12 protein-coding genes and 2 riboswitches are annotated in these 19,753 nt (G+C 64.4%); of the genes, 9 read left to right on the forward strand and 3 right to left on the reverse strand.

The window, feature by feature from the left end:
- Positions 1–345 (forward strand): c-type cytochrome (locus tag H3V53_RS02700; protein ID WP_336596608.1); only part of this gene is annotated, 345 nt, incomplete at its 5' end.
- A 99-nt stretch (positions 346–444) separates the two neighbouring features.
- Here H3V53_RS02700 and H3V53_RS02705 read toward each other — a convergent pair.
- On the reverse strand, positions 445–2,532 hold the full coding sequence (locus H3V53_RS02705; RefSeq protein WP_336596609.1) for a UvrD-helicase domain-containing protein: 2,088 nt from the start codon (positions 2,530–2,532) through the stop codon (positions 445–447).
- Positions 2,533–2,861: 329 nt separating this feature from the next.
- Here H3V53_RS02705 and H3V53_RS02710 point away from each other — a divergent pair, with 329 nt between their 5' ends.
- From H3V53_RS02710 to H3V53_RS02745, 8 genes are all read left to right on the forward strand, one after another.
- A complete protein-coding gene (locus H3V53_RS02710) occupies positions 2,862–3,911 on the forward strand; it encodes an oxidoreductase (protein WP_336596610.1) in 1,050 nt (349 codons plus the stop codon).
- A 213-nt stretch (positions 3,912–4,124) separates the two neighbouring features.
- Complete coding sequence (locus H3V53_RS02715) at positions 4,125–4,484, forward strand: hypothetical protein (RefSeq protein ID WP_336596611.1); 360 nt, start codon at positions 4,125–4,127, stop codon at positions 4,482–4,484.
- Between the two features lie 228 nt (positions 4,485–4,712).
- Positions 4,713–4,822: riboswitch (glycine riboswitch) on the forward strand.
- A 52-nt stretch (positions 4,823–4,874) separates the two neighbouring features.
- A riboswitch (glycine riboswitch) is annotated at positions 4,875–5,017 on the forward strand.
- Between the two features lie 83 nt (positions 5,018–5,100).
- Positions 5,101–6,219 (forward strand): glycine cleavage system aminomethyltransferase GcvT, encoded by a 1,119-nt coding sequence (gcvT, locus tag H3V53_RS02720; protein ID WP_336596612.1) that lies wholly within the window; start codon positions 5,101–5,103, stop codon positions 6,217–6,219.
- Between the two features lie 89 nt (positions 6,220–6,308).
- Positions 6,309–6,689 (forward strand): glycine cleavage system protein GcvH, encoded by a 381-nt coding sequence (gcvH, locus tag H3V53_RS02725; protein ID WP_054918217.1) that lies wholly within the window; start codon positions 6,309–6,311, stop codon positions 6,687–6,689.
- Positions 6,690–6,753: 64 nt separating this feature from the next.
- A complete protein-coding gene (gene gcvP, locus H3V53_RS02730; RefSeq protein ID WP_336596613.1) occupies positions 6,754–9,684 on the forward strand; it encodes an aminomethyl-transferring glycine dehydrogenase in 2,931 nt (976 codons plus the stop codon).
- Between the two features lie 135 nt (positions 9,685–9,819).
- A complete protein-coding gene (locus H3V53_RS02735; RefSeq protein WP_336596614.1) occupies positions 9,820–10,956 on the forward strand; it encodes an alginate lyase family protein in 1,137 nt (378 codons plus the stop codon).
- A gap of 101 nt (positions 10,957–11,057) precedes the next feature.
- Positions 11,058–12,446, forward strand: a complete 1,389-nt coding sequence (locus tag H3V53_RS02740) for an L-serine ammonia-lyase (RefSeq protein ID WP_336596615.1) — start codon at positions 11,058–11,060, stop codon at positions 12,444–12,446.
- A gap of 91 nt (positions 12,447–12,537) precedes the next feature.
- On the forward strand, positions 12,538–14,238 hold the full coding sequence (locus tag H3V53_RS02745) for a thiamine pyrophosphate-binding protein (RefSeq protein ID WP_336596616.1): 1,701 nt from the start codon (positions 12,538–12,540) through the stop codon (positions 14,236–14,238).
- A 258-nt stretch (positions 14,239–14,496) separates the two neighbouring features.
- Here the strand turns inward: H3V53_RS02745 and H3V53_RS02750 are convergent, their stop codons facing one another.
- Together H3V53_RS02750 and putA are read right to left on the reverse strand one after the other, a co-directional pair.
- A complete protein-coding gene (locus H3V53_RS02750) occupies positions 14,497–15,645 on the reverse strand; it encodes an ABC transporter substrate-binding protein (protein ID WP_054918229.1) in 1,149 nt (382 codons plus the stop codon).
- Between the two features lie 88 nt (positions 15,646–15,733).
- Positions 15,734–19,675 carry a trifunctional transcriptional regulator/proline dehydrogenase/L-glutamate gamma-semialdehyde dehydrogenase gene (gene putA / locus H3V53_RS02755; protein ID WP_336596617.1) on the reverse strand — a complete coding sequence of 1,314 codons (3,942 nt, stop codon included), beginning with the start codon at positions 19,673–19,675 and terminating at the stop codon, positions 15,734–15,736.
- Positions 19,676–19,753: the final 78 nt, after the last annotated feature.

Genomic DNA, 19,753 nt, shown 5'->3' on the forward strand with positions numbered 1-19,753 from the left:
CCCGCGGACGCCGCCAGCGCGCAGGCCGCCGCCGCAATGGCAGCGATGGCGAACGTGCCGCAAAGCGCCGCGCCGGCGTCGGGCGCGACCCAGAGCGCCGACGCTTCGCTGGCGGGCAAGGCCCTGTATCAGCAGGTTTGTCAGGCGTGTCACGCGGCAGGCGTGCTGAACGCGCCGAAGTTCGGCGACAAGGAAGCGTGGGCGCCCCGCCTGAAGGAGCCCATGGATACCGTCTACAACTACGCGTTGCACGGCAAGGGGGCGATGCCGCCAAAAGGCGGATCGAACGCGTCGGACGCCGATGTCAAAGCGGCCGTCGATTACATGGTCAACGCGTCGAAGTAAGCACCGCGCACCTTTCCAGGCGCAAACGAAAATCCCCGCCTTCGAGCGGGGATTTTTTATGCCAACAGCATTTCGCGCAGCGTAAGCCGCTGCCGCCGATCAAGCCTTCTGCAGCAGCGCCTTGAGGCTCGCCAGGCGATCTTTCGGCGACATCGGCGCTTCTTCCGGCGTCGGCGGCGGCGCTTCATCCAGCCCCATCTCGGGAATGAATCGCGACGGCTCGCACACCACCGTCTCGCGCGCCCGCTTGCGCTTCTTGCACCAGTTCAGATGCAGGCTGCGCTGCGCGCGCGTGATCGCGACGTACATCAGGCGGCGTTCTTCCTCGATACGCTCGTCGTCTATCGGGCCATCGTCTTCCGAACCGCCGCGATGCGGCATGATGCCTTCCTCGACGCCCACCAGAAACACGTGCGGATATTCGAGCCCCTTCGACGCATGCACCGTCGACAAACGCACGGCGTCGGGATCTTCGTCCTTGCCTTCAAGCATCGACATCAGCGCGACCGTCTGAATCAGTCCAAGCAGATTCTTGCCGGTGTCGGCGAGACCGTCGGCGTTGTCGTAGCCGGTCTGTTCCGTGCCCGCTTCTGGCTCAGGTTTCGTGCCTTTGCGCTTCAGCCACTCAAGAAACTCCAGCACGTTTTGCCATTTCGACTGAGCCTGACGCTCGTCGAATGCGTCGTACAGGTAGGCTTCGTAGTGAATCGCCTCCATCAGATCGTCGAGCACGGACGACGCCGCATCTTTCTCGGCCCGATCTCGAAGACGCTGCATGAAATCACAGAACACGCGCAGCGGTTCGACCTGACGAGCCGACAGCCGCGCGTCGATGCCGCCCATGTACACGGCCTCGAACAGTGACACCTTCGCCTGACCCGCGAACGCGCCGAGCGCTTCGAGCGTCGTGTTGCCGACGCCACGGCGCGGCGTCGTGATCGCGCGGATGAACGCGGGATCGTCGTCGGCGTTCGCGATCAGGCGCAGATACGCGCACAGATCCTTGATCTCTGCCTTGTCGAAAAACGACTGGCCGCCCGACAGCACATACGGAATACGCTCGCGCCGCAGCACCTGTTCGAAGATGCGCGCCTGAAAGTTGCCGCGATACAGAATGGCGTAGTCGCGAAACTGCGCGCGGCGCTCGAATTTGTGCGCCGACAGCCGGAATACGACCGATTCCGCCTCGTGCTCCTCGTCGTTGCAGCCCGTGACGGTGATCGAATCGCCCATGCCGTGCTCGGACCACAGCTTCTTCTCGAACAGCTTCGGGTTGTTCGCGATCACATTGTTCGCGGCCGTGAGAATGCGCACCGTCGAGCGGTAGTTCTGCTCCAGCTTGATCACGTGCAGCTTCGGAAAATCCTTGCTGAGTTGCGCAAGGTTTTCGAGCGTGGCGCCGCGCCAACCGTAGATGGCCTGATCGTCGTCGCCGACCGCCGTGAACGCGGCGCGCGGGCCGGCCAGCAGCTTCACCAGTTCGTACTGGCACGCGTTGGTGTCCTGATACTCGTCGATCAGCAGATAGCGCAGCTTGTTCTGCCAGCGATCGCGCACCTGCTCGTTGGCCTTGAAAAGCTCCGCGGGCAGCCGGATCAGATCGTCGAAATCGACGGCTTGATACGCGTGCAGCGTCGCAACGTAATTGCGATAAACGATGGCGGCCTGATGCTCGTCTTCGTTCGATGCAATCCGCATCGCCTCGTCCGGCATGATGAGGCCGTTCTTCCACAGCGAGATGATCGTCTGGATCTTGCGGATAAAGCCCTTGTCCGTCGAGCCGACCTGCTCCTGGATCATGCCGAAGCAGTCGTCGGAATCCATGATCGAGAACTGCGGTTTCAGCCCGACGTGCTCGGCCTCCTGACGCAGAATCTGCACGCCGAGCGAGTGGAACGTGCACACCGTCAGCTGGTTGACGGGCACCTTGCGGCCTTCCTTGCCGGGCGCCGTCAGCGTCTTGCCTTCGAGCAGCTTGCCGACGCGCTCGCGCATTTCCGCCGCTGCCTTGTTCGTGAACGTGACGGCGGCGATGTGGCGCGGCTCGAAGCCCTTGTTTTCGATCAGATGCGCGATCTTCTGGGTGATCACGCGCGTCTTGCCGCTGCCCGCGCCCGCGAGCACGAGACACGGACCGTCGAGATAGCGCACCGCTTCGCTTTGAGCGGGATTCAGGCCTGCGGACATCGTGTGTGGATGAGTAGTGGATTGAGGGCGCGATGCGGGATGAACGGCCCGAGAACGTGTAACGAAACGGCGCCGGCGCGGCGCTCGTGGTGCGTCGCGTCAGGCGGCTTGCCGGCGCGTTGCCGAACCGCCCGCGATGCGCCACGCAATTGATTCCATGCGCTTTTTGCCGTTCGCTCGAGAGCCGCGATGTTAACACGAATGCCCTCGGGAATGCCGCGGCTTATGCCGTCCGGACAACGTCGGCGCGAGGCAAAGCGCGTCCGTGCCACAATTGCGGCGTTGCGCGCCGCCCCCCCTGCGGCGCGCCGCTTTTGCAGGAAGCACGCATGTCTTCATCGCTGAAAATTGGCTTGATGGGCTACGGCTTTGCGGGCGCCACGTTTCACGCGCCGGTGATCGAGCACTGCGGACGCGCGCACGTCGCCGCGATCGCCACCGGGCAGCCCGACAAGGCGCGCGAGGACTATCCGGATGCGCGGATCGTCGCCGATATCGACGCCCTGCTCGCGCTGGCCGACATCGAATGCGTCGTGATCGCGACGCCCAACGACACGCACTTCGACCTCGCGCGCCGCGCGCTCGAAGCGGGCAAACATGTGGTGGTGGACAAGCCCGTCACGCTGTCGGCCGCCGACGCGCGCACGCTCGCTGATCTCGCGGGTGGCAAGGGACTGCTGTTCGCGCCGTTCCACAACCGCCGCTGGGATGGCGACTTCCTGAGCGTGCGTGAACTGATCGCGAGCGGCGAGCTGGGGCGCATCACGCATTTCGAATCGCATTTCGACCGTTTCCGGCCGGGTATCCGGCAGCGTTGGCGCGAAGAGGCGTCGCGCGGCGGCGGGCTTTTGTTTGATCTCGGGCCGCACTTGATCGATCAGGCGCTGACGCTGTTCGGCGCGCCCGAAACGGTCTACGCCACGGTCAAGGCCTATCGCGACAACGCGAGCGCGCCGGATTACCTGCATCTGCTGCTCGGCTACGCGAATCACGAAGTGGTGCTGCACGCGAGCGCGCTGACGGCCATCGTCGCGCCGCGCTATACGATTCACGGCACGCGGGGCAGCTATGTGAAATACGGGCTCGACACACAGGAAGACCAGCTGAAAGCGGGCCTGCGCCCCGGTGACGCGGGTTTCGGCGCGGGTAACGAAGCCGGCACGTTGCGCGTACTGGAAGGCGAACACGAAGTGCAGCGCGAACTGCCGACGCGTGACGGCGTCTATGTCGATTTCTACCGCGCGCTCGCGGCCTCGATTCACGACGGCGCGCCGTTCCCCGTCAGCGCGCAGGACGCCGTGGATGTCATGACCATCATCGAACTGGCGAATCGCAGCGAGAAGGAAGGCATCCGTCTGCCGTTCGCGCGCGGCGTCTAACGAACGGGAGCGCGCGGCGCGCTTCCGTTTGCCGCCCGCCGTGGCGGACTTCACGACGCCTTTCGGGGCCTTGCAGATCGCAACCCCGTCCGTGCCGATCGCAGGATCGGCAAACAAACCGTTTAGAGAACACGCCTGCCGCACGTGATCGCGCGGCAGCGTCGTTTGCTGCTTCCCGCATTGATACGCAATCGATCAGAAAGGAGAGAACTTATGCAACGCATCATTCGCGCGCTGGGCGGCTTTGCGCTGGTTTCGTCGCTGGCCGCGTGTGTCCCGCCTCCGTCGCGGCAGATCGCCGAGCCCGGTCCGGCGGTCAATCCGCACGCCGCGGCCGTGCACCGCCTCGAACAGGTCGACGGCCGCATCGACAACATGGGCCGCCATATCGATGCCCGCGTGAATCAAGGCCACTATGCGCCGCCCGAAGGCGCCGCGCTGCACCGCCGTCTCGATACGATTCGCCAGGAGTCGCGCGACATGGCCGCGCAGCACGGCGGCGGTCTGACGGGCGACGAACAGCGCGTGCTGAATCAGGAACTGGATACGGCGTCGGCGGCGATCAACCGCTGATCGGCCGACGCGGCAAGCGCGGGCCCGAGCGAGGTCCGCGCTCTTCATCTATGTCCGCGTTCGCAGCACTCGCCGCGCGTGAGTGTTTTGCAGGCACGCAGTCGATCCGTCCACCCGTCGTCACGGCGTCATTTTTGACCGCCCGCGCGCCGCACCGCCCTGCAACGCAAGCCAGATACGGCGCGCGCGTCCCGAATTGACAAGCCACAGGCCCTCGCGTACATTCGCCGCACGCGTCGGGAGAGCGCGCCGCCTGCTGTCGTCCAGCTATCGCAGCAGCCAGCGCCGCCGAAGGGGCACACCCGCAAACTCTCAGGCAAAAGGACCGAACGCGTCGAAAAACCCCGCTTGTCATCCGGTCACAATGACCTCATACGAATGAGCGAGCGTTTTTCGCACTCTGGAGAGCGGCAGTAGCGCGAATGCACGTATCTGGCACGCGCAGGCTGCCCACCGAAGGGGCGCGCGTCACGCCCGTCAGCACTCGCTGATGGCGGCGCAATCTCTCAGGTATCGAGGACAGAGGGGGCATGCAGTTATCGCTCGTGGGCCCGAAATGGGGGCGCGAGGGGTTTCGCCGCATGGCCTTTCCTGTTTAGCGATGCCCGAGGCCCCGATGACCGAACTCAAACACACCCCGCTCCACGCCACGCACCGCGCGCTCAATGCCCGCATGGTCGACTTCGGCGGCTGGGACATGCCCGTCAACTACGGCTCGCAGATCGAAGAGCATCGCGCCGTGCGCACCGACGCCGGCATGTTCGACGTCTCCCACATGTGTGTCGTCGATTTCACGGGCGCACGCGTGCGCGCGTTCTTCGAGCGCGCGCTGGCCAATAACGTCGGCAAACTGCAGACGCCGGGCAAGGCGCTCTACTCGTGCGTGCTGAACCCGCAAGGCGGCGTGATCGACGATCTGATCGTCTACTACTTCGGCGAAGACCATTTCCGCGTCGTCGTGAATGCGGGCACGGCTGAAAAAGATGTTGCGTGGTTCAACAAGCTCAATGACGAAGAAGGCTTCGGCCTGAGCATCACGCCGCGCCGCGATTACGCGATCGTCGCCGTGCAGGGCCCGAACGCGCGCGAGAAAGTCTGGGCGACGGTGCCCCACGCCCGCGCCGCCAGTGAATCCCTCAAGCCGTTCAACGCCGCGCGCGTCACCGATACCCCGTTCGGCGAGCTGACCGTCGCGCGCACCGGCTACACGGGCGAAGACGGCTTCGAAATCATCGTTCCCGCCGATCACGTCGAAGCGCTGTGGAACGCGCTGCAGGCGCAAGGCGTGCGCCCCGCCGGCCTCGGCGCGCGCGACACGCTGCGGCTCGAAGCGGGCATGAACCTGTACGGCCAGGACATGGACGACAACGTGTCGCCCCTCGACGCCGGTCTCGCATGGACCGTCGATCTTTCCGCGCCGCGCGACTTCATCGGACGGGCGAAGCTCGAAGCGGATGGCTCGAACGCGTCGTTCGTCGGCCTGATCCTGCACAAGGACAACGGCAAGGCAGCGGGCGTGCTGCGCGCGCACCAGAAAGTCGTCACGCCGAACGGCGACGGCGAAATCACGAGCGGCACGTTCTCGCCGACCATGCAGGAATCGATCGCCTTCGCGCGCGTGCCGAAGGGCGTGCAGCCGGGCGACGTCGTGCATGTCCAGATACGTGACAAGGCACTTCCCGCCAGCGTGGTTAAACTGCCATTCGTGCGCAACGGCAAAGTGCTCGTCGGCTGATCGATCACACGATCAGCGTCACGGCACAACAACGTCGCGTGCGTCCCACTATTCAAGTCAAACCGAATCAAACCGTTTAGGAGCATCCGATGAGCATCCCGGCCGATCTGAAATACACCGAATCGCACGAATGGGTCCGCACCGAAGCGGACGGCACGCTGACGGTCGGCATCACCGACCACGCGCAGGAAGCGCTCGGCGACATCGTCTTCTTCGAAGTGCAGCAACTGAACCAGACCGTGTCGGCGGGCGATACCGTCGCCGTCATCGAGTCGGTGAAGGCCGCATCCGACATTTACGCGCCCGTGTCGGGCGAGATCATCGAAGCCAACGCGAGCGTCGCCGACACGCCGGACGCCGTGAATAGCGCGCCGTACGACAACTGGCTGTTCAAGATCAAGCCGGCTGCCGGCGCCTCGCAGGATCGACTGATGGACGCGGCCGCTTACGGCAAGTCGATCGGCGAATAAGTCTTTTACTCACGACGGGCGCGGCGTTCAGCACACAGGAACACCGCGCCGGCAGGAACACTCCATGAAGCTCGAACACCCGGATCATCTGATGAACCGCACGCCCCTCTCGCTCGCCGCGCTCGAAGTGCATGACGCCTTCGCCGAACGGCACATCGGCCCGGATGGCGCCGATCAGCAGTCGATGCTCGAAGCCCTCGGTTTCGCATCGCGCGCCGCGTTGATGGACGCGGTGATTCCGAAAACGATCCGCCGCCAGGACGCGCTGCCGCTCGGCCCCTTCGCCCAGCCGAAGAGCGAAGCCGAAGCGCTCGCCGCGCTGCGCGAACTCGCGGACAAGAACCAGGTGTTCCGCTCGTACATTGGTCAGGGCTATTACAACGCGCACACGCCCGCCGTCATCCTGCGCAACGTGCTCGAAAATCCGGCGTGGTACACGGCGTACACGCCGTATCAGCCGGAAATCTCGCAAGGCCGTCTGGAGGCGCTGCTGAACTATCAGCAGATGATCGTCGACCTGACGGGTCTGGCGATCTCGAACGCTTCGCTGCTCGACGAAGCGACGGCCGCCGCCGAAGCGATGACGCTGCTGCAACGCGTCGGCAAGCCGAAGTCGAACATTTTCTACGTGGCAGACGACGTGCTGCCGCAAACCATCGAAGTCGTGAAGACGCGCGCGAAGCCCGTCGGCATCGAGGTCAAGGTCGGCCCGGCTGCGGATGCCGCTGCTTCGAACGCATTCGGCGTGCTGCTGCAATATCCGGGCGTGAACGGCGACGTGCGCGACTACCGCGCGCTCGCTGACGCGATCCACGCTGCGGGCGGCCATGTGGTCGCCGCCGCCGATCTGCTCGCGCTCACGGTGCTCACGCCGCCGGGCGAATGGGGCGCGGACGTGGCTGTCGGCAACTCGCAGCGCTTTGGCGTGCCCGTCGGCTTCGGCGGCCCGCACGCGGCGTATCTCGCCGTGCGCGACGAGTTCAAGCGCCAGATGCCGGGGCGTCTCGTCGGCGTGACCGTCGATGCGCAAGGCAACCCCGCGCTGCGTCTCGCGCTGCAAACGCGCGAACAGCACATCCGCCGCGAAAAGGCGACGTCGAATGTGTGTACGGCGCAGGCGCTGCTCGCGATCATGGCCAGCATGTACGCCGTCTATCACGGCCCGCGCGGCCTGAAGATGATCGCGCAGCGCGTGAACCGCATCGCCGCGCTGCTCGCGCAAGGCGCGAAGCAACTCGGCTACACGCTCGTCAACGAGTCGTTCTTCGACACGCTCACGTTCGAGACGGGTCCGCGCACGCAAGCGCTGCACGATGCCGCGACGGCCAAGCGCATCAATCTGCGCCACGTCAGCGACACGCGCGTCGGCGTTTCACTCGATGAAACCACCACGCGCGCCGATCTGGCCGATCTGCTCGCGGCATTCGCGCAAGCCGCATTCGCCGAGACCGTGCCGCAAATCGACGAGCTCGATGCGAAGCTCGGTGCATCGAACACGTTCCCGGCATCGCTCGAACGCGAAAGCGCGTATCTGACGCATCACGTGTTCAACCGTCATCATTCGGAAACGGAAATGCTGCGCTATCTGCGCAGCCTGTCGGACAAGGACCTCGCGCTCGACCGCTCGATGATCCCGCTCGGCTCGTGCACGATGAAGCTGAACGCGACATCGGAAATGCTGCCCGTCACGTGGCCCGAATTCGGCCAGATTCACCCGTTTGCACCCGCCGAGCAAACCGTCGGCTACCGCGAAATGATCGATCAGCTCGAACAGATGCTGGTTGCCGCAACGGGTTACGCAGCCGTGTCGCTGCAACCGAACGCGGGCTCGCAAGGCGAGTACGCCGGCTTGCTGATCATTCACGCGTATCACGAGTCGCGCGGCGAAGGTCATCGCAATGTCTGTCTGATTCCCGCTTCGGCGCACGGCACGAATCCGGCGTCGGCGCAGATGGCGGGCATGCAGGTCGTCGTCGTCGCGTGCGATGCGCAAGGCAACGTCGATATCGACGACCTGAAGAAGAAGGCCGAGCAGCATTCGGCCAAGCTCGCGGCCATCATGATCACGTATCCGTCGACGCACGGCGTGTTCGAACAGAACGTGCGTGAAGTCTGCGAAATCGTGCACGCGCACGGCGGCCAGGTCTACGTGGACGGCGCGAACATGAACGCGATGGTCGGCCTCGCGGCGCCCGGCCAGTTCGGCGGCGACGTCTCGCACCTGAACCTGCACAAGACGTTCTGCATTCCGCACGGCGGCGGCGGACCGGGCGTCGGTCCCGTTGCTGTGGGCGCGCATCTGGCGAAGTTCCTGCCGAATCAGACGTCGACCGGTTACGAGCGCGACGCAAACGGCATCGGCGCGGTGTCGGCCGCCCCTTACGGCTCGGCGTCGATCCTGCCGATCTCGTGGATGTACATCGCGATGATGGGCGCGCAGAACCTGACGGCCGCGACGGAAACCGCGATCCTCAACGCGAACTACGTCGCGAACAAGCTCGCCCCGCATTACCCTGTGCTGTACTCGGGTCCGGGCGGGCTGGTTGCGCACGAATGCATTCTCGATCTGCGTCCCATCAAGGAAACGAGCGGCATCAGCGTCGACGATGTGGCAAAGCGCCTGATGGACTACGGCTTCCACGCCCCGACGATGAGCTTCCCGGTGCCGGGCACGCTGATGGTCGAGCCGACGGAATCGGAATCGAAGGAAGAGCTCGACCGCTTCATCGAAGCGATGATCGCGATTCGCAACGAAATCCGTGACGTCGAGGAAGGCCGCAGCGATCGCGAAGACAATCCGCTGAAGCATGCGCCGCACACGGCGGCTGTCGTCGTCGCGAACGAATGGGCGCATGGCTATGCGCGCGAAACGGCGGCGTATCCGCTGCCGTCGCTGATTGCGAAGAAGTACTGGCCGCCTGTGGGCCGCGCCGATAACGCATACGGCGACCGCAATCTGTTCTGTTCGTGCGTGCCTGTGGCCGATTACGAATAACGCCGATGTGTTGAAGTCGTGTGAACCGCGCGCCGCTTTCTCCCGAGCGATGCGCGGTTCTTCCCGCAGTCCTGTCGCTTGGCGCGTCAAACCGGTACCATCACACACCGAATCAGCCCAACGAAGGAGTTTCGCATGGTGCGACAGGTGCGAATGATGCAGCCGACGACACAGCGTACGCGCGCGCCGCAATATCCCCGTTCCGCTTTCCCGTTTGCCGCACTGCTGTTGCTGGCTGCCGCGTTCTGCGCACCGGCCGCCCATGCCGCAATGAATCTCTGCGCCGCGCCGGCGCTGCAAACCAGCGAGCGCACCAACGCCGATCCCGGCGTCAAGGCGCTCGTGAGCAATGTGCAGGCCCATCTGAACGAGCCGGCGCATGCCGTGCGCCAGTTGCATACGGAAGGCACGCTGCCGCACGAAGGCATCTACGATCAAAGCAAGGAAGCCGAGAAAGATCTCGACCTGTTGCGCGATGCCGCGCTCGCGTGGCGCGCGACCAGCGACGACCGCTATCTGAAACTCGTCGACCGTCTGCTCACCGCGTGGGTCACGACCTACGAGCCGTCGTACAACCCGATCGACGAATCGCCGTTCGAGGGCCTGATTCTCGCGTACGACATGACGGCGAGCGCGCTGCCCGTCAAGACCCGCAACGCGACGATGTCGTTTCTGACAAAGCTCGCCAACGGCTATATCGCGCAGATCGACGCGCAAAAGCGGCCGCTCGCGGGCACGTTCCGCAACAACTGGCAGAGCCATCGCGTGAAGCTGATCGCCATGGCGGCATTCACGCTCGATAACCGCAAGATGATCGAGAACGCGCAGCGCCTGTACGTGGAGCACATCAACGACAATATCGCGCCCGACGGCACCACCGTCGATTTCGGCGAGCGTGATGCACTGCACTACGTCACGTACGATCTGCAGCCGCTCGTGACGGCCGCGCTCGCGGCGCGCCGCCACAACCGCAACTGGCTCAACGAACGCGCACCGAGCGGCGCGACGCTCGCGGCCGCACTGAACTGGCTCACGCCCTACGCAACCGGCGAAAAAACGCACGACGAATTCGTGCATTCGAGCGTGCCGTTCGATGCGAAACGCCGCGAAGCCGGTTTGCCCGGCTATAGTGGGCAGTGGGACCCGAAGAATGCGGCGGAGCTGTACCACCTCGCCGCGCGGCTCGACGGACGCTACACGCCCGTCGCGCGCAAACTGGCACCGACGCCGCCCGCGTGGCTCGCCGTGTGCCTGCCGTTACCCGCGCGTTAAGCACGCGCTGCGCGCCGCGTGTCGATCACACACGGCGCATCGAGCTGCCGCGCTACCCGCGCAACGCAGCACAGACGAATCCTTTGTTAGCAGGAGCAGTGATGGCAGTCAGCGTTTTCGATCTCTTCAAAATCGGCATCGGTCCGTCGAGTTCACACACCGTCGGACCCATGCGTGCAGCGCTGATGTTCGCGCAAGGGCTCGAGCGCGATGGCCTGCTCGACGGCACGGCATCGGTGAAAGTCGATCTGTACGGCTCGCTCGGCGCAACGGGCAAAGGCCACGGCACCGATCGCGGCGTGATGCTCGGCCTGCTCGGCGACGCGCCCGACACCGTCGATCCCGACACCATTGCGGCTCGCCTCGAACAGGTTCGCACATCGCGTACGCTCGCGTTGCTCGGCAAGCACGGCGTGCCGTTCGTGCTGAAGGACAACATCTCGTTCTACCGGCAGGCACTGCCGGAACATCCGAACGGCCTCAAGCTGCGCGCATTCGATGCCAACGGCGAGACGCTGCGCGAATCCACGTATCTGTCGGTCGGCGGCGGCTTCGTCGTGACGGCGGGTGCGCCGAACACGAAAGTGCTCGCAGCCGTCGAACAATTGCCGTATCCGTTCCGCACGGGCGCCGAGCTGCTCGAAATGTGCAAGAAGACGGGCAAGAGCATCGCGCAGCTGATGTGGGAAAACGAGCGCGCATGGCACACGGACGAAGAAACGCGGGTCGGTCTGCTGAAAATCTGGGACGTGATGCAATCGTGCGTCGCGCGCGGCTGCGGCATCAACAATCCCGACGCCGAAGGCAATCTGCCAGGGCCGTTCCAGGTGAAGCGCCGCGCGCCGCAACTGTATCGTGCGCTCACGGGCAATCCTGAACGCGCCTTGCAGGACCCGCTGTCGATGGTCGACTGGATCAACCTGTACGCGATCGCCGTCAACGAAGAAAACGCGGCGGGCGGGCGCGTCGTCACGGCGCCGACCAACGGCGCGGCAGGCATCATTCCCGCCGTGCTGCATTACTACACCCGCTTCATGCCGCACGCGAACCAGCAAGGCGTGCTCGACTTTCTGATGACGGCTGCAGCAATCGGCATTCTGTACAAGCTGAACGCATCGATTTCCGGCGCGGAAGTGGGCTGCCAGGGCGAAGTGGGCGTGGCCTGCTCGATGGCGGCGGGCGCGCTCGCGGCCGTGATGGGCGGCACACCGCTGCAAGTCGAAAACGCCGCTGAAATCGGCATGGAACACAACCTGGGCCTCACGTGCGATCCCGTCGGCGGCATGGTGCAAATTCCATGCATCGAGCGCAACGCGATGGCATCGGTGAAGGCGGTGAACGCGGCGCGCATGGCGCTGCGCGGCGACGGCAGTCACTACGTGTCGCTCGATTCCGTCATCAAGACGATGCGCGAAACAGGCGCCGACATGAAAACCAAGTACAAGGAAACGTCGCGCGGCGGGCTGGCAGTGAACATCATCGAATGCTGATCGTCGAATGTTGTTGCCGCTTTTACGCATGACTTCGGCAGCGCGTACGGCGTAAGCTGTCGAAGCTCTTCTGACTGGAGGTGTCTTCGCAATGTCGCTGTCTTCCGATGCTTCATCCACGACTACGGGCGCGCGGCTCATCGTCGACGCGCTGTTGACGCATGGCGTCGAGCGTGTGTTTTGCGTGCCCGGCGAGAGTTTTCTGGCCGTGCTCGATTCGCTGCACGACGAGACGTCGCAGATCCAGACGGTCGTGTGCCGTCACGAGGCGGCCGCCGCCAACATGGCGGAAGCCGTCGGCAAGCTGACGGGCCGTCCGGGCGTGGCGATCGTCACGCGCGGGCCGGGCGCGACGCATGCATCGATTGGCGTGCACACCGCGTTTCAGGACTCGACGCCGATGATCCTGCTGATCGGCCAGTGCGCACGCGAGCATCTGGACCGCGAGGCGTTCCAGGAAATCGACTATCGGCGCATGTTCGGGCAGATGGCGAAATGGGTCGCGCAAATCGACGACGCGCGCCGCATTCCCGAGTACATGAGCCACGCGTTTCACACGGCGACGTCGGGCCGTCCCGGCCCTGTCGTGCTGTCGCTGCCGGAAGACATGCTGAGCGACGCCTGCGCAGTCGTGCCCGGCGCGCCTGCTTATCGACGTGTCGCCGCAGCGCCGGCGCCGCAGCAGATCGAGCGTCTGCGCAGCCTGCTCGAAGGCGCGAAAAAGCCGATGGTGATCGCGGGCGGCAGCGGCTGGACGCAGCAGGCCTGTGACGACTTGCGCACCTTCGTCGAAAACTGGCAGCTCCCCATCGGCCTCGCGTTCCGCTTCCAGGACACGCTTGACAACGAACACCCGAACTACGCGGGCGACGTCGGCCTCGGCATCAATCCCGCCCTCGCGAAGCGCATTCAGGACGCCGACGTGCTGCTCGCGCTCGGCCCGCGTCTGGGCGAAGCAACGACGGGCGGCTACACGCTGCTCGACATTCCGAAGACGAAGCAGACGCTGATCCATGTGCATCAGGGTGCGGAAGAACTAGGCCGCGTCTATGCTGCCGATCTGCCGATCGTCTCAGGCATGCCCGAGATCGCATCGATGCTCGCGGCACTGAAGCCGTCGGCGAAACCTGCGTGGGAAGGCACGGCGAAAGACGCTCACGACGCGTACCTCGAATGGCGCAAGCCGCGCAAGATTCCCGGCGACGTTCAGCTTGGCGAGATCATGCTGCAACTGCGCGAGCATCTGCCGAAGGACGCCATTCTCACCAACGGCGCGGGCAACTACGCGACGTGGCTGCATCGTCATTTTGCGTATCGCCATTTCCGCTCGCAGCTCGCCCCGACGAGCGGCGCAATGGGCTACGGCGTGCCCGCCGCGATCGCGGCGAAGTCGATGTATCCGGAGCGCACGGTGATTGCGTTTGCGGGCGATGGGTGCTTCATGATGTCGTCGTCGGAAATCGCAACGGCGATGCAGTACGACCTGCCGGTAATCTTTATCGTCGTGAATAACAGCCAGTACGGCACGATCCGGATGCATCAGGAGCGTCACTATCCGAACCGTGTACACGGAACGGGCCTGACGAACCCGGATTTCGCGGCATTCGCGAAGTCGTTCGGCGCGCATGGCGAATTGGTGGAACGCACGGAAGACTTCATGCCCGCGTTCAAACGCGCGCAAGAATCGAAGAAACCGGCAGTGATCGAAATTCGTCTGATTCAGGAAGCGAGCACGCCGGGCGCGACGCTGGAACAGGTGCGCGAGCAAGGGAAGAAACTGCGGGGAGAATAAACGAAAGCGAAGCAGCAACAGCGCCGGGCAGTTGAGGGCCCGTGAGGTCAAGCGGCTCGGTGTGAGCCGCTTTCTTTTGCCTACTGTCGGGCGACGGTTGCGCAGCAAACACCGTCACGCGGATGCCAGAGAAAAGCAAAGCAAACCGCAAAAAAACCAAAGCCTCGCAGAGCAAGGAACTCTACGAGGCCCAAACAAAAAACCATAGCAGCGCCAAAAGCAAAAAATCAAACCTTCAAGCGCCGCACGGCAAAAACCTTACTTACCACCCACGCTCTGCAGCGTCGTCCACTTACCGTCGACAACCTTGTACAGCGTGATACCGCCGTTCTTCAGATCACCCTTCGTGTCATAGGCGAGATCCTTCGTCGTCACAGCAGGCATGCTGGTCTTCGCCAGAACGGGCAGGTACTTCGCCGGGTCCGTCGAGTTTGCCTTCTTCATCGCGTCGAACATGGCCATTGCGCCATCGTACGCGTACGGCGAGTACGTCTGGACGTCTTCACCAAAACGCTTCTTGTACTTCGCGACATAGTCCTTGCCGCCCGGCATCTCTTCCAGCGGCAGACCCGCCAGCGAAGCCACCGTGCCGTTAGCCGCGTCGCCTGCAACCTGCAGGAACGTCGGCGTGTGGACCATTTCGCCGCCCATCAGCGGAGCCTTGATGCCGAGCGTCTTCATCTGCTTGACCATCGGCGCAGCCTGCGAATCGGCGCCGCCGTAGTAGACCAGATCAGGTTGAACCGACTTCAGCTTCGTCAGAATCGCCTTGAAGTCGACGGCCTTGTCGTTCGTGAACTCACGATCGACGATCGTGCCGCCCGCTGCCTTCGCTGCCTTCTCGAACTGATCAGCCAGACCTTGGCCGTAAGCCGTGCGGTCGTCGACGATCGCAATCTTCTTCATGCCCAGGTTCTTCACAGCGAACGTGCCCGCAACGGAGCCTTGCTGCGTGTCCGAGGTCATCATGCGGAAGGTCGTCTTGAAGCCTTGCTGCGTGTATTCCGGCGCCGTCGCCATGGCGATCTGCGGAATGCCGGCGTTCGCGTAGATGCGCGATGCCGGGATCGTCGTGCCCGAGTTGAAGTGGCCGAGCATGCCCTTGATGTTGTCGTCGACGAGCTTCTGTGCGACCGTCGTGCCCGTGCGCGGGTCAGCCTGGTCGTCGGCCACGTCGAGCACGAAGCGAACCTGCTTGCCGCCGATCACCGGCTTCGTCGCGTTCATGTCTTCGACTGCGAGCGTGATGCCGTTCTGGAAGTCCTTGCCATAGTGCGCCTGCGCACCCGTCATCGGGCCGGCGAAACCGATCTTCACGTCTTCGACCTGCTGGGCATGCGCAGTCCCCGCCAGCGACATGGCTGCGAAGAGCGTCGCGCCTGCCAGCTTTTTCATCGTGTGTTGCATATCTTCTCCTTGGTACCAGGTGTGGACGGCGCGGTGATCGGGGTCGCCGTCTCGCGCCATTTTTTTGAATCGATCAAGCGAGGTTCGCTCAGCCGATCGTCATCAAATTCGCATTACCGCCTGCTGCTGCCGTATTCACGCTCACCGAACGTTCCGTCAGCAGACGCTCGAGTGCGTAATCCTCGTCACCGCTTTGCAGCGCGCCTGCCGCGACGCCCTGCACCGACACGATCGGACCCGCGCGCTTCGCGACGTCCTTCACGAGCGCGAGCAGCTCGTCGCTGTCGCCTTCGAAGAGCACGGCATCGAACGATGCCTCCGCGCTCTTCTTCACGGCCGCATGCTGCTTGAGCGTGGCAGGCAGCGCCGCATACAGCTGCTCGCCCGCCGCGCCTTCGAACAGCGCCTTGTTGCCCGTCGCCAGCGCCGCCGCGAACTGCACGCGCGCGCCGCTCGCCGTCGACGCCACGCACAGCACCGTGCCGCGCGCGCCGAGCGTGTATGTGTTGCGCTCGCCCGTCGGACCGGACAGAACCGCCGTCGCGCCCGCCGGAACGTGCGACAGATAACCGTCGCAGCGTGCCGCCAGCACTGGCTCGCGCTCGGCGATCAGCCAGTCGCGCAACGCCGTCAGCGCCGCGGCAGGATTATCGCTTGCCGCGTTGCCGTTTTGCGCGCCATTGAGCGTGCTCTCGACCATCAGCGTGTTCGCGAGCGACTTCGGCAAGCCCGCAGGACGCGTCGCCAGCAGACGCTGCAGATAGAGCGCGCCGCCCGCCTTCGGACCCGTGCCCGACAACCCTTCGCCGCCAAACGGCTGCACGCCGACCACCGCGCCGATCACGTTGCGGTTCACGTAGATATTGCCCACGTGCGCGCGGCTGATCACGTGCGCGATGGTTTCATCGATACGCGTGTGGATACCGAGCGTCAGCCCGTAACCCGTCGCGCGAATCTGCTCAAGCAGCTTGTCGAGCGCGCTGCGGCGATAACGCACCACATGCAGGACCGGACCGAACACTTCGCGCTTCAGTTCGTCGATGCTGTCGAGTTCGATCAGCGTCGGCGGCACGAACGTGCCCGCGTTGCAGCCTTCCGGCATCGGCAGTTGCGTGACCTTGCGGCCCTTGTCGCGCATCGCGGCGATGTGCGCGTCGATGCCCCGCTTCGCGTCCGCGTCGATCACAGGGCCGACATCCGCCGACAGCCGATCGGGGTTGCCCACCGCCAGTTCTTTCATCGCGCCCGTCAACATTTCGAGCGTGCGATCCGCGACGTCATCCTGAAGACAGAGAACGCGCAACGCCGAACAACGTTGACCGGCCGAATCAAACGACGATTGCAGCACGTCCGCGACGACCTGTTCCGCGAGCGCCGACGAGTCGACGATCATTGCGTTCTGGCCGCCCGTTTCGGCGATCAGCGGAATCGGCTTGCCGTCCGGATCGAGCCGGTTCGAGAGCGTCTTGTTGATCAGACGCGCGACTTCCGTCGAGCCGGTGAACATCACGGCGCGCGTGCGCGCGTCAGCGACCAACGCGGCGCCGACCGTTTCGCCATCACCCGGCAGCAGTTGCACGGCGCCTGCGGGCACGCCCGCTTCGCGCAGAATGCGCACGGCTTGCGCGGCGATCAGCGGCGTCTGTTCAGCGGGTTTCGCGAGCACCGTGTTGCCGGCTGCGAGCGCGGCCGCCACCTGGCCCATGAAGATCGCCAGCGGGAAATTCCACGGGCTGATGCAGACGACAGGACCGAGCGGACGATGGGTATCGTTCGAGAATTCGTCGCGGATCTGCGTCGAGTAGTAACGCAGGAAGTCGATTGCTTCGCGGATTTCGGAAACGGCATTCGGCAGCGACTTGCCCGCTTCGCGCACGACGAGACCCATCAGCGTATGCATCTGCGCTTCGAGCAGATCGGCGGCGCGCGCGAGGCAATCGGCGCGCGCTTCGACGGGCGTCGCCTGCCAGATCGGCGCGGCGGCCACGGCGTGCGCGAGCGCGGCGCTCACGTGTTCCGGCGTCGCTTCGACGACCGTGCCGACGAGGTCGCGATGATCCGCGGGATTGCGCACGTCGCGCGCATTGCCGACGGCGATCTCGTTGTCTTCGAGCATCGGCGCGGCGCGCCACGGATGATTCGCGCTCGCGAGCAACGCCGACGACAGCGACGCCAGACGATGTTCGTTGGACAGATCGAGGCCCATCGAATTGGTGCGCTCCGCGCCGTACAGATTGCGCGGCAGCGGAATCTTCGCGTGCGGCGCGCCGAGCGGCACGACCTTCGACGCCTCTTCCACGGGATCGGCCACCAGATCCTTGATCGCGACGCTCTCATCAGCGATGCGATTCACGAACGACGTGTTCGCGCCGTTTTCCAGCAGACGGCGCACGAGATACGCGAGCAGCGTTTCATGCGTGCCGACGGGCGCATACACGCGGCACGGACGGTTCAGCTTGTCGCGGCCCGTGACTTCTTCGTACAGCGGTTCGCCCATGCCGTGCAGACACTGGAACTCGTACTGGCCGGGATAGTAGTTTTGGCCCGCGAGATGATAGATCGCCGACAGCGTGTGCGCGTTGTGCGTCGCGAACTGCGGATAAACGGCATCGGGCGCGCCGAGCAGCTTCTTCGCGCACGCGAGGTACGACACATCCGTGTAGATCTTGCGCGTGTAGACGGGATAACCTTCGAGGCCATCCACCTGCGCGCGCTTGATTTCCGTATCCCAGTACGCGCCCTTCACCAGACGCACCATGATCCGGTGACGGCTGCGGCGCGCCAGATCGACGATGTAGTCGATCACGAACGGGCAGCGCTTCTGATACGCCTGCACCACGAAGCCGATGCCGTTCCAGCCTTGCAGTTCGGGATCGAAACACAGTGCTTCGAGCAGATCGAGCGAGATTTCCAGACGGTCCGCTTCTTCCGCGTCGATGTTCAGGCCGATGTCGTAGCGGCGCGCGAGAATTGCGAGCGCGCGCACGCGCGGCAGCAGCTCGTTCATCGTGCGTTCCTGCTGCGAGCGCGAGTAGCGCGGATGCAGCGCCGACAGCTTGATCGAGATGCCCGGGCCTTCGTAGATGCCGCGACCGCCCGCCGCCTTGCCGATTGCGTGAATCGCCTGTTCGTACGATGCGTAGTAGCGCTGCGCGTCGGCTTCCGTCGTCGCGGCTTCGCCGAGCATGTCGTACGAGTAGCGGAAACCGCGCGCCTCGAACTTGCGGCTGTTTGCGAGCGCTTCCGAAATGTTTTCACCCGTGACGAACTGCTCGCCCATCAGGCGCATCGCCATGTCGACGCCCTTGCGGATCAGCGGCTCACCGCCCTTGCCGATCATGCGTGTGAGCGCCGACGACAGACCCGTTTCGCTATTCGTCGTCACCAGCTTGCCGGTGATCATCAGGCCCCACGTCGCCGCGTTCACGAACAGCGACGGCGCATGGCCGACGTGCGAGCGCCAGTCGCCCTTGCTGATCTTGTCGCGGATCAGCGCGTCGCGGGTCGCGCGGTCGGGAATGCGCAAGAGCGCTTCCGCGAGACACATCAGCGCGACGCCTTCCTGGCTCGACAGCGAAAACTCGTGGATCAGCCCTTCGACGCCGCCGCCCTTGCTCTTGCCGCGCAGCGTTTCGACCAGCTTGCCTGCGAGCGTCTGCACGTCGCTAGCGATGTTCGCGGGCAGACGCGCCTGACCGAGCAGGAACGGCACGCACTCCGGCTCGGGGCGTCGATACGCCGCCGTGATCGCCGCGCGCAGCACCGATTGCGGCTGCACGTTCTGCGCGAATTCGAGGAACGGATGCAGGCCGTCGCTTTCGTCGGAATCAGCCGAGCCGTCGGCCAGTTCCGTGGCGCCGTGGTGGCCCGAGAGTTCGGCGGGAAGCTGACCGTGTTCGATCTTTTCCAGGTAAGCGAAGATCGCCTGCTTGATCAGCCAGTGAGGAGTGCGCTCGAGCCGCGTGGCAGCATCTTTCAGCCGGGTACGCAGCAGGTCGTCGACTTTGACGCCAAGGGTGGTGCTCGCCATGTTTCCTTCTTCATACGCCGGGCGGACGCCGGCCAAAGACTAAAAAGTTGGCCGAATCGTACCCCTCTCAATAAAAAG

The organism is Paraburkholderia bengalensis, assembly GCF_037126505.1.
GTDB classification, from domain to species: domain Bacteria; phylum Pseudomonadota; class Gammaproteobacteria; order Burkholderiales; family Burkholderiaceae; genus Paraburkholderia; species Paraburkholderia bengalensis.